General features: G+C 60.6%; 9 protein-coding genes. All 9 read right to left on the bottom strand.

What is annotated here, in order from left to right:
- Positions 1-121: 121 nt before the first annotated feature.
- On the bottom strand, positions 122-967 hold the full coding sequence (gene kdsA, locus C4J86_RS06835) for a 3-deoxy-8-phosphooctulonate synthase (RefSeq protein WP_124366122.1): 846 nt from the start codon (positions 965-967) through the stop codon (positions 122-124).
- A 5-nt stretch (positions 968-972) separates the two neighbouring features.
- Complete coding sequence (locus C4J86_RS06830) at positions 973-2,604, bottom strand: CTP synthase (RefSeq protein ID WP_124361620.1); 1,632 nt, start codon at positions 2,602-2,604, stop codon at positions 973-975.
- A gap of 273 nt (positions 2,605-2,877) precedes the next feature.
- Positions 2,878-4,188, bottom strand: coding sequence for a tRNA lysidine(34) synthetase TilS (gene tilS, locus C4J86_RS06825; RefSeq protein ID WP_124369886.1), 1,311 nt, complete (start codon positions 4,186-4,188; stop codon positions 2,878-2,880).
- Positions 4,189-4,350: 162 nt separating this feature from the next.
- Positions 4,351-5,298, bottom strand: a complete 948-nt coding sequence (locus C4J86_RS06820) for an acetyl-CoA carboxylase carboxyltransferase subunit alpha (protein WP_016976871.1) — start codon at positions 5,296-5,298, stop codon at positions 4,351-4,353.
- Between the two features lie 152 nt (positions 5,299-5,450).
- Positions 5,451-8,972, bottom strand: coding sequence for a DNA polymerase III subunit alpha (gene dnaE, locus C4J86_RS06815; RefSeq protein WP_124366120.1), 3,522 nt, complete (start codon positions 8,970-8,972; stop codon positions 5,451-5,453).
- 77 nt (positions 8,973-9,049) lie between these two features.
- Positions 9,050-9,682, bottom strand: coding sequence for a ribonuclease HII (rnhB, locus tag C4J86_RS06810; RefSeq protein WP_124369885.1), 633 nt, complete (start codon positions 9,680-9,682; stop codon positions 9,050-9,052).
- The gene (gene lpxB / locus C4J86_RS06805) at positions 9,679-10,818 is read right to left on the bottom strand and encodes a lipid-A-disaccharide synthase (protein WP_124366118.1); all 1,140 of its coding nucleotides are present in this window, start codon (positions 10,816-10,818) and stop codon (positions 9,679-9,681) included. The genes rnhB and lpxB overlap by 4 nt, the downstream gene beginning before the upstream one ends.
- Before the next feature lie 2 nt (positions 10,819-10,820).
- Positions 10,821-11,597, bottom strand: coding sequence for an acyl-ACP--UDP-N-acetylglucosamine O-acyltransferase (lpxA, locus tag C4J86_RS06800; protein WP_124361615.1), 777 nt, complete (start codon positions 11,595-11,597; stop codon positions 10,821-10,823).
- Positions 11,594-12,034, bottom strand: coding sequence for a 3-hydroxyacyl-ACP dehydratase FabZ (gene fabZ / locus C4J86_RS06795; protein WP_003172281.1), 441 nt, complete (start codon positions 12,032-12,034; stop codon positions 11,594-11,596). The genes lpxA and fabZ overlap by 4 nt, the downstream gene beginning before the upstream one ends.

Raw genomic sequence — 12,034 nt, 5'->3', positions numbered from 1 at the left:
AGCTGAAGGAAATCTTTTGACCGACCGCAAGGGTGGAACAACAGGGCAGGCTTGCAGACGACAAGGCTCAGGCCTGGGGCCTGAGCATAAAGCGTGGGAAATTCTACCGGAGAAACGACGCTTACGCGGTCTCTACCGTCGGAAAACTCTTGACCAGTTCGTCCAACTGTTTGAGCTGGGCCAGGAACGGCTCCAGCTTGTCCAGGCGCAGGGCACAGGGGCCGTCGCACTTGGCGTTGTCCGGGTCCGGGTGGGCTTCCAGGAACAGGCCGGCCAGGGACTGGCTGATGCCCGCCTTGGCCAGGTCCAGCACCTGGGCACGGCGACCGCCGGCGGAGTCGGCGCGACCACCGGGCATTTGCAGCGCGTGGGTCACGTCGAAGAACACCGGGTATTCGAACTGTTTCATGATGCCGAAACCGAGCATGTCCACCACGAGGTTGTTATAGCCGAAGCTCGAACCACGCTCGCACAGGATCAACTGGTCGTTACCCGCTTCCACGCATTTGCTCAGGATATGTTTCATTTCCTGGGGCGCGAGGAACTGGGCTTTCTTGATATTGATCACAGCGCCGGTCTTGGCCATGGCGACCACGAGGTCGGTCTGGCGCGACAGGAAGGCCGGCAGCTGGATGATGTCGCACACCTCGGCGACCACGGCAGCCTGCTCGGGCTCGTGGACGTCGGTGATGATCGGCACGCCGAAGGCTTGCTTGATGTCCTGGAAGATCCGCATGCCTTCCTCAAGGCCCGGGCCGCGATAGGAGGTCACGGACGAACGGTTGGCCTTGTCGAAGCTGGCCTTGAATACATAGGGGATCCCCAACTTCTGGGTAACCCGCACGTACTCTTCACAGACCTGCATCGCCATGTCGCGGCTTTCCAGTACGTTCATGCCGCCGAACAGCACCATGGGCTTGTCGTTGGCAATCTCGATGTCGCCTACGCGAATGATCTTCTGGGCCATCAGGGTTATGCCTTCTTCTGATGTTGCGTCAGTGCCGCTTTGACGAAACCGCTGAACAGCGGGTGACCGTCGCGCGGCGTCGAGGTGAACTCAGGGTGGAACTGGCAGGCCACGAACCACGGATGATCCGGTGCCTCGACCACTTCAACCAGCTTGCCGTCGCCGGAGCGGCCGGAAATCTTCAGGCCCGCTTCTTTGATCTGCGGCAGCAGGTTGTTGTTCACTTCGTAGCGGTGACGGTGACGCTCGACGATCACGTCCTTGCCGTAGCAGTCGTGGACCAGCGAACCGGCTTCCAGCAGGCAGTCCTGTGCGCCCAGGCGCATGGTGCCGCCCAGGTCGGAGGCTTCGGTACGGGTTTCGACGGCACCGGTGGCGTCTTCCCACTCGGTGATCAGGCCAACGACCGGGTGGCCGCTGGTGTGATCGAACTCGGTGGAGTTGGCGTCTTTCCAGCCCAGCACGTTACGAGCGAACTCGATGACGGCCACTTGCATGCCCAGGCAGATACCCAGGTAGGGCACCTTGTTCTCGCGAGCGTATTGCACGGCGGTGATCTTGCCTTCCACGCCACGCAGGCCGAAACCGCCGGGAACGAGGATCGCGTCCACGCCTTCGAGCAGCGCGGTGCCCTGGTTCTCGATGTCTTCGGAATCGATGTAGCGCAGGTTGACCTTGGTACGATTGCTGATGCCGGCGTGACTCATCGCTTCGATCAAGGATTTGTACGCGTCGAGCAGTTCCATGTACTTGCCGACCATGGCGATGGTGACTTCATGCTCAGGGTTGAGCTTGGCGTCGACCACGGCTTCCCACTCGGACAGGTCCGCGCCGTTGCACTGCAGGCCGAAACGCTCGACCACAAAATCATCCAGGCCCTGGGAATGCAGGATGCCCGGGATCTTGTAGATGGTGTCGGCGTCTTCCAGGGCGATCACCGCACGTTCTTCAACGTTGGTGAACTGCGCGATTTTGCGACGCGAGGAAATATCGATCGGATGATCGGAGCGGCAGACCAGCACGTCCGGCTGCAGGCCAATGGAACGCAGTTCCTTGACCGAGTGCTGGGTTGGCTTGGTTTTGGTTTCGCCGGCAGTGGCGATGTACGGCACCAGGGTGAGGTGCATCAGCATCGCGCGCTTGGCGCCGACTTCGAAACGCAACTGGCGAATGGCTTCGAGGAACGGTTGGGATTCAATGTCACCCACGGTGCCACCGATCTCGACCATCGCCACGTCGGCATCGCCTGCACCCTTGATGATGCGGCGCTTGATTTCGTCGGTGATGTGCGGGATCACCTGGATGGTTGCACCCAGGTAATCACCACGGCGCTCCTTGCGCAGCACGTGCTCGTAGACACGGCCGGTGGTGAAGTTGTTGTTCTGGGTCATGGTCGTGCGGATGAACCGCTCGTAGTGGCCCAGGTCCAGGTCAGTCTCGGCGCCGTCATGGGTGACGAACACTTCACCGTGCTGGAACGGGCTCATGGTGCCCGGATCGACGTTGATGTACGGGTCCAGCTTGAGCATGGTGACTTTAAGCCCCCGCGCCTCCAGGATGGCCGCCAATGAAGCGGAGGCAATGCCTTTCCCCAATGAAGAAACAACACCGCCCGTGACGAATATGTAGCGCGTCATGAAAAACCCTAGAAGTCTGCGTTAAAGCGGTACGAGCCGCCGGGGAAAGCGAAGAGAGGCCGAAGCCCCCGATCACCTGCATTAATCACAGTGCACCTTTCAAAAAAACCGCCGCGTTGTGACAGACCAGCAATGGAACACCGGTACGTTGATCGCTACACATTTTTTGGAATCGCCCAGCAAAGACTGCTTGGTAATCGGCAACTGCTGCGATTCAGGCGAATCCACAGAAGTTGTATCAAGAAGGGAGCGTAGTCTACCGGAAAGGCTCTATCAGCTCAAACCTTGATCGCAGGTCTGTGGCAACCAATGCAATTGCCAGTCGTTCGACGTGCTGGCCCATAGCCCCGCGAGGGTTGGGACAGCCAGCAATCGCTCGCCCCGATACAGCAGCGGCAATCTGCCACGGACAAACCCGGGCATGCCGCACTCATTGAGCAGGCGTTTCAGGTCGCGCCGGCCGCGACCTGGCACTTCGATGACTTCGCCACCCTGGCGGTAGCGGATTTCCAGCGGACCTTGAGGCGCCTCGCCAATGAATTTCAACTGACCATTGCCGGGTAACTCCAGTGGTTTTTGCGGATCGGGCCAGCTCACCGATGCGTCGGAAAATTCCGACCATGTAAAGGGCAGCCACCAGATGCGCTCGCCGCTGCGGTGCAACTCGCCGTCAGCCAGACGCCATAGGGGCTGCGCATCATTCTTGGCATCGCGCATGGAATGCCAGCCGGCCCAGTGGTCGCTGTCGGGTAGGCGGGTCAGCGGAGCCAGCCAATGGCGCAGTGCATTGCGCTGGCGTGCATCGGAAAGCTCGCGCAAGGGCGCAAGGGCCAGGGAGCGCAAAGGCAACCAGGGAAACAGCGAGGGATGATCGGCGCGCTGCAGGTCCATGGCGGCCAGCTCATCGAGCAAGCCTTGGGCTTGTTCCAGATGTTCAGCCGTGCGGGCCAGGCTTGACACCACTTGAGGCCAGCGCTGCGCCAGCACCGGGAAGACGCGGTGCCGCAGATAATTACGGGAGAAACGTGGGTCAGCGTTCGAAGGGTCTTCGATCCACTGTAAATGATGTGCCTGGGCGTAGGCCTCCAGCTCGACACGCGTGACGTCCAGCAGCGGGCGCACCAGATGACCTTGCGCCAAAGCGCGATGCGCGGGCATTGCCGCAAGCCCACGCACCCCGGCGCCGCGCAACAGGCGGAACAACAGGGTTTCAGCCTGATCGTCGCGATGCTGGCCGGTGAACAGCACCTCCCCTGCCCCGGTCACCTCGGCAAAGGCCAGATAACGAGCGTCACGGGCCGCGCGTTCAAGGCTGGCGCCGGGCTGTACCTGTACGCGCATGACCCGCAGGGGCACGCCCAGGCTGTCGCAGACCGATTGGCAATGACCTGACCAGGCGTCAGCGGCAGCTTGCAGGCCATGGTGAACATGCACAGCACGCAGCGGTGGAATGTTTGTCAGAGAAGCCAAGAGATGCAACAGGACGGTGGAATCGAGGCCACCCGAAAATGCGACATGCCAGGCCGGGGCGTTGCGCCAGGGGGCCAGGGTTTGCAGGAGCTTGGCGGATAGGAGTGGCTTCATCAGATAGTAACGCCGCAACCCTTGAATACGTTGGCCAAGCATACACAAAGCAAATGTGGGAGGGGGCTTGCCCCCGATTGCTGAGTGTCAGTCACCGAATCTAGTGACGGGTCCACCGCTATCGGGGGCAAGCCCCCTCCCACATTGAGTGACGGCGTCGGCTTAGAGACCGTAGCTCATCAGGCGCTCGTAACGACGGGCCAGCAGCGCTTCGTTATCCAGCTTCTTGAGCATCGCCAGTTGCGAGCCCAGTTCGGCACGGATAGTCGCGGCAGCCGCAGCCGGATCACGATGCGCGCCGCCCAGTGGCTCGGCGATGACTTTATCAACGATCCCCAGGCCCTTGAGGCGATCAGCGGTGATGCCCATGGCCTCAGCAGCGTCCGGCGCCTTTTCGGCGGTTTTCCACAGAATGGAGGCGCAACCTTCCGGCGAAATCACCGCGTAGGTCGAATACTGCAACATGTTCAGTTGGTCGCAGACGCCAATGGCCAGTGCACCGCCGGAACCGCCTTCACCGATCACGGTGGCAATAATCGGGGTCTTGAGGCGCGCCATGACGCGCAGGTTCCAGGCAATCGCTTCGCTCTGGTTGCGCTCTTCGGCATCGATACCTGGGTAGGCACCCGGGGTGTCGATGAAGGTCAGGATCGGCATCTTGAAGCGTTCGGCCATTTCCATCAGGCGGCAAGCCTTGCGGTAGCCTTCCGGACGCGGCATGCCGAAGTTGCGACGCACTTTTTCGCGCACTTCACGGCCTTTCTGATGGCCGATCACCATCACTGGCTGGTCGTCCAGCCGAGCGATGCCGCCCACGATAGCCGCGTCGTCGGAGAAATGGCGGTCGCCATGCAGCTCGTCGAACTCGGTGAAGATGTGCTGAATGTAGTCCAGGGTGTACGGACGGCGCGGGTGGCGAGCCAGGCGCGCGATCTGCCAGCTGGTCAGCTTGCCGAAAATGTCTTCGGTGAGCGTGCTGCTCTTGTCTTGCAGGCGGGCGATCTCATCGCCGATATTCAGCGAATTGTCATTGCCGACCAGGCGCAGCTCTTCGATCTTGGCTTGCAGGTCAGCGATCGGCTGTTCGAAATCAAGAAAATTCGGGTTCATAAGCGTCCGTCTTGGGTCGACGGCCAAGGGGTGCCTGGCCAGCCGGTTGTCTATTCGCGCCCTACCTTAAGGGAGAGGCGCGTTTAGGTCGAGATTAAATGTTTGGCCGAGATCAGGCGAATACTCTTCAGGGAAAAGCAAGCGCCTGGCCATCAGCGGTATTGGAGAAAGACGTTGTCACGGCCGAACTGGTCACGCAATGCTTGAATCAAGCCATCAGCGGGATCGATTCGCCAGGTCTCGCCAAACTGCAACATGGCCTTGGCGTCGTTGCCGGTGTACTCCATGGTCACCGGGCACGCACCACGGTGACGCTTGAGCAGGTCACCCAACCAGCGTAGCTGATCGCCCTTGAGCGCCTCGGTCTTGACCTTCAGGCGCAGGCTTTCGGCCAGGTTGGTACGCGCATCTTCCATGCTCATCACGCGCTTGATGCGCAGGCGCAGGCCGCCGGAGAAGTCGTCGTTGCTGACCTCCCCTTCCACCACCACCATGGCGTCGGTCTGCAGCAGCGACTGGGCGGAGTGGAACGCGTCGGCAAACAGCGACGCTTCGATCCGGCCCGAGCGGTCGTCGAGGGTGATGAAACCCATCTTGTCGCCCTTCTTATTTTTCATCACCCGCAGGGCGATGATCATGCCGGCAACCGTCTGGGTATCCCGGGCCGGCTTCAGGTCGATGATGCGCTGACGGGCGAACCGGCGAATCTCGCCTTCGTACTCGTCAATCGGGTGACCCGTGAGGTACAGGCCCAAGGTGTCTTTCTCACCCTTGAGGCGTTCCTTGAGGGTCAGCTCCTTGGCCTTGCGGTGGTTGGCATACACATCCGCATCTTCTTCGACGAACAGTCCGCCAAACAGGTCGGCGTGGCCGCTGTCATGGGTACGGGCAGTCTGTTCGGCGGCCTTGATCGCTTCTTCCATGGCGGTGAGCAGCACCGCACGGTTGCGGTCGATATTGGCCTGGTAAGCCTTCGGCTCATCATGGAAATACGGGCCGAGACGGTCCAGCGCACCGCTGCGGATCAGGCCATCGAGGGTGCGTTTGTTGATACGCTTGAGGTCAACCCGCGCGCAGAAGTCGAACAGATCCTTGAAAGGCCCGTCCTGACGCGCCTCGGTGATGGCTTCCACCGGCCCCTCACCTACGCCTTTGATCGCCCCGAGGCCATAAATGATGCGGCCTTCGTCGTTCACCGTGAACTTGAACTCCGAGGCGTTCACGTCCGGCGCGTCGAGGCGCAGCTTCATGGTGCGCACTTCCTCGATCAAGGTCACGACCTTGTCGGTGTTGTGCATATCCGCCGAGAGTACCGCGGCCATGAACGGCGCCGGATAGTGGGCTTTCAACCAGGCGGTCTGGTACGACACCAGGCCGTACGCAGCGGAGTGGGATTTGTTGAAGCCGTAACCGGCGAATTTCTCTACCAGGTCGAAGATGTTACCGGCCAGGTCCGCGTCAATATTATTGGTGGCGCAGCCCTCGATGAAACCGCCGCGTTGCTTGGCCATTTCTTCGGGTTTCTTTTTACCCATGGCGCGACGCAGCATGTCCGCACCGCCGAGGGTGTAACCCGCCATCACCTGGGCGATCTGCATCACCTGTTCCTGATACAGGATGATGCCGTAGGTGGGCGCCAGTACCGGCTTGAGGCCCTCGTACTGGTAGTCGGAGTGCGGGTACGCCAGTTCGGCGCGGCCGTGCTTACGGTTGATAAAGTCATCCACCATGCCCGATTGCAGCGGCCCAGGACGGAACAAGGCCACCAGTGCGATCAAGTCTTCCAGGCAGTCGGGCTTGAGCTTTTTGATCAGCTCCTTCATGCCGCGCGACTCAAGCTGGAACACCGCAGTGGTTTCGGCTTTCTGCAGCAGGCTGTAGGTCGGCTTGTCGTCCAGCGGGATAAAGGCAATATCCAGCGGTTCCTCGCCGACCTTGGCGCGGTCGCGGTTGATGGTCTTGAGCGCCCAGTCGATGATCGTCAAGGTGCGCAGGCCGAGGAAGTCGAACTTCACCAGGCCGGCCGCCTCCACGTCATCCTTGTCGAACTGGGTCACCAGGCCGCCGCCCTCTTCATCGCAGTAGATCGGCGAGAAATCGGTCAGCTTGGTAGGCGCGATCACCACGCCACCGGCGTGTTTACCGACGTTACGCACCACGCCTTCGAGCTTGCGTGCCATGTCCCAGATTTCGGCGGCTTCTTCATCGACCTTGATAAAGTCGCGCAGGATCTCTTCCTGCTCGTAGGCTTTTTCCAGGGTCATGCCGACTTCGAACGGGATCATCTTCGACAGGCGATCGGCCAGGCCGTAGGATTTGCCCTGCACCCGGGCCACGTCGCGGATAACCGCCTTGGCCGCCATGGAACCGAAGGTGATGATCTGGCTGACCGCATTGCGACCGTATTTTTCGGCCACGTATTCGATCACACGATCGCGACCGTCCATGCAGAAGTCGACGTCGAAGTCGGGCATGGAAACCCGTTCCGGGTTGAGGAAACGTTCGAACAGCAGGTCATATTCCAACGGGTCGAGGTCGGTGATCTTCTGCACGTAAGCCACCAGCGAGCCAGCACCTGACCCCCGGCCCGGACCGACCGGTACGCCGTTGCTCTTGGCCCACTGGATAAAGTCCATCACGATCAGGAAGTAACCGGGGAACCCCATCTGGATGATGATATCCAGCTCGAAATTCAGCCGGTCGACGTAGACCTGGCGCTTGGCTTCGTAGTCTTCGGTGGTGTCCCTGGGCAGCAGCACGCTGAGCCGCTCTTCCAGGCCGTCGAACGACACCTTGCGGAAGTATTCGTCGATGGTCATGCCATCGGGAATCGGGAAGTTGGGCAGGAAGTGCTTGCCCAGCTTCACTTCGATATTGCAGCGCTTGGCGATCTCGACGGAGTTTTCCAAAGCCTCGGGCAAGTCGCTGAACAGCTCGGCCATTTCCTCGGCGCTTTTGAGGTACTGCTCTTCGCTGTAGTTCTTGGAGCGACGCGGGTCATCCAGGGCCCGGCCCTCGCCGATGCATACGCGGGTCTCGTGGGCCTCGAAATCTTCCTTCTTGATAAAACGTACATCGTTGGTTGCCACCAGCGGCGCGCCCAGCTTGTCGGCCAGGGCCACGGCGGCGTGCAGGTGCTCTTCATCGTTGGGGCGATTGGTGCGCTGCACTTCCAGGTAGAAGCGGTCAGGGAACACCTGCATCCACTCGCGGGCGAGCACTTCGGCTTCCTGCGGGTTGCCGCCGAGCAGCGCGATACCGATCTCGCCCTCTTTGGCGGCCGAGAGCATGATCAAGCCTTCGCTGGCTTGTGCGACCCACTCGCGCTCGATGATGATCGAGCCGTTGCGCTGGCCATCGATGAAGCCACGGGAAATCAGTTCGGTCAGGTTGCGATAACCCACGCCGTTCATCGCCAGCAGGCTGATGCGGCTCAGGGGGTTATCCGGATCCTTGTTGGACAGCCACAGGTCGGCGCCGCAGATCGGCTTGATACCTGCGCCCATGGCGTTTTTGTAGAATTTGACCAGGGAACACATGTTGTTCTGGTCGGTAACCGCTACCGCTGGCATGTTCATGCCCACCAGGGTCTTGACCAGCGGTTTGATCCGTACGAGGCCGTCGACCAGGGAGTATTCAGTGTGCAGGCGTAGATGAACGAATGAAGCCGGCATAGTGATCCTGTGCAGTAACGTGGAAACAACAAGGCCCGGGATTGTACCGGGCCTTGAGCAAAACATCAGCCTCGCGACTACACCTCGCTGAGGCTCTCGCGCAGCTCATAAGCCTGGCGCACCGGGGCGAACGAGCGGCGATGTATCGGCGTGGGGCCGAGTCGCGCCAAGGCTTCCAGATGAACGGGCGTCGGGTAGCCTTTGTGGCCGCCCATGCCGTAGCCGGGGTAAATCAAGTCGAACGCCGCCATTTCGCGGTCGCGGCTGACCTTGGCCAAAATCGATGCCGCCGCAATCGCCGGCACCTTGCTGTCGCCCTGGACCACGGCCTCAGCGCGCATCGCCAGCTGAGGGCAACGATTGCCGTCGATCATCGCCAGCCTGGGCGTGATATGCAGCCCTTCAACCGCACGCTGCATGGCAAGCATGGTGGCGTGCAGGATGTTCAGCGCATCGATTTCTTCCACTTCCGCTCGAGCGATATGCCAACTCAGGGCTTTCTCACAGATCTCGTCATAGAGTTTTTCACGGCGGGCTTCGGTGAGCTTTTTCGAGTCATTGAGGCCAAGGATCGGACGGTTCGGGTCGAGAATCACCGCCGCCGTTACGACCGCACCGCACAGCGGGCCGCGCCCGACTTCGTCGACACCGGCGACCAGTTCGTGGGCCTGTGCAACCAGGCTGAAATCCAGGCCCATCTGCGTACTCATAAGGCTTCCTGTCTATGGCCGATCAAGTTCAACACGGCATCAGCCGCCTGGTTCGAGGCATCACGCCGCAGAGTGCGATGAATAGCATCGAAACCACGGGTCTGCTCTTCGCCACCGTCAATCAAGGGTAGCAGGGTCTGTGCAAGTGCCTGGGGCGTAGCATCGTCCTGCAACAACTCCGGCACCAACAACCGTTGGGCCAGCAGATTGGGCAAAGAAATATACGGGCTCTTGACCATCCGCTTGAGAATCCAGAAGGTCAGCGGCGCCAGGCGATAGGCCACAACCATGGGGCGCTTGTACAGCAAGGCTTCCAGGGTGGCAGTGCCCGAGGCGATCAGTACGGCATCGCAGGCGGCCAGGGCCAGGTGCGACTGACCGTCGAGCAGGGTCAACGGTAGGTTGCGCCCTTCAAGTAGTGTTTCGATTTGTGCGCGACGCTGCGGGCTGGCGCACGGCAGCACAAACCGAATACCCGGCTTGAGCGCTTGCAGACGTTCGGCAGCATCAAAGAACAGGCCGCCCAGGCGCCCGACTTCACCGCCCCGGCTACCCGGCATCAGTGCGACCAGCGGGCCATCGGGCAACCCCAGTTCGGTACGCGCTGCGGCACGGTCGGCCTGCAAAGGAATGGCATCGGCCAGGGTATGCCCGACAAACCGCACCGGCACGCCCTTCTCTTCGTAGAACCGCGCTTCGAACGGCAGCAGGGTCAGCATCAAGTCGCAGCCTTCACGAATCTTCAGCACGCGCTTTTGCCGCCACGCCCACACGGACGGGCTGACATAGTGCACCGTCTTGATCCCGGCTTGGCGCAACTTGAGTTCAATGTTGAGGGTGAAGTCCGGGGCATCGATACCGATAAAGACGTCGGGCTTTTCTTCGATCAACGTCTTGATCAGTAGCTTGCGACGCGCGAGCAACTCACGCAGGCGCCCCAGTACTTCTACCAAACCCATGACCGACAGGCGCTCCATCGGAAAGTAGGAGGTGAGGCCTTCGGCCTGCATCAGCGGACCACCGACGCCAATAAATTCGATGGTCGGGTGCTGGACCTTGAGGGCCCGCATCAGGCCGGCGCCGAGAATATCGCCGGAAGCTTCGCCGGCGACCAGTGCGATACGCAACTTGGCCATGGTCAGCGGGTGATGCCGCGAGTCGACGCCTGGATCGAGTCACGAAACACCGCGACTTCCGGGAACGACGCTGCCGGCTCGGCCAGTTCGGTCAGGGCCTGCTCAACCGTCAGCCCTTGACGGTAAACCGTCTTGTAGGCGCGGCGCAGGGCTTGGATCGCGTCGTCGCTGAAGCCGCGACGGCGCATCCCTTCAAAATTCATGCTGCGGGCTTCGGCAGGGTTGCCGAACACCGTGACGAATGCAGGGACATCCTTGCCGATGGCGGTGCCCATGCCGGAAAAGCTGTGGGCGCCGATATGGCAATATTGGTGCACCAGGGTGAAACCGGACAGGATCGCCCAGTCGTCCACATGCACATGCCCGGCCAAAGCGGTGTTGTTGACCAGGATGCAGTGGTTGCCGATCACGCTGTCGTGGCCGATATGGGCATAGGCCATCACCAGGTTGTGATCCCCCAGCGTGGTCTCGGCCCGATCCTGCACGGTGCCGCGGTGAATGGTCACGCCTTCACGGATGATGTTGTGGTCACCGATTACCAGGCGCGTTTCTTCACCCTTGTACTTCATGTCCGGCGTGTCTTCCCCTACCGAGGAAAACTGGTAGATACGATTGTGTTTGCCAATGCGGGTCGGACCCTTAAGGATCACGTGCGGCCCGATGACAGTCCCCTCGCCGATTTCCACACCTGCGCCGACGATCGACCAAGGGCCGACCTCAACGTCGGCGGCCAGTACGGCCGACGGATCGATGATTGCGCGAGGGTCAATCAAACTCATAGTTTGCGTTCCGCGCAGATGATCTCGGCAGAGCACACCGGCTTGCCATCCACCGAAGCCTGGCATTCGAACTTCCAGATCTGGCGCTTGCAGCTGATGAACTTGGCTTCCAGGATCAACTGGTCACCCGGGGTGACCGGATTGCGAAAACGCAACTTGTCGGAGCCCACGAAATAGTAAAGCGTGCCGTCGGCAGGCTTGAGGTCGAGCATTTTGAAACCAAGGATACCGGCAGCCTGGGCCATTGCTTCGATGATCAACACGCCCGGCATGATGGGATGCGCAGGAAAGTGGCCATTGAAAAACGGTTCGTTGATGCTGACATTCTTGTAGGCACGAATGCGCTTTTCCTCAACATTGAGGTCCACTACACGATCCACCAGCAGGAACGGGTAACGGTGAGGCAGGTATTCGCGAATCTCGTTGATGTCCATCAT

The organism is Pseudomonas sp. R2-7-07, from assembly GCF_003852355.1.
GTDB lineage: Bacteria > Pseudomonadota > Gammaproteobacteria > Pseudomonadales > Pseudomonadaceae > Aquipseudomonas.
Note: the sequence above shows the minus strand (reverse complement) of the source record. Positions and strands in the feature narration are given on the sequence as shown.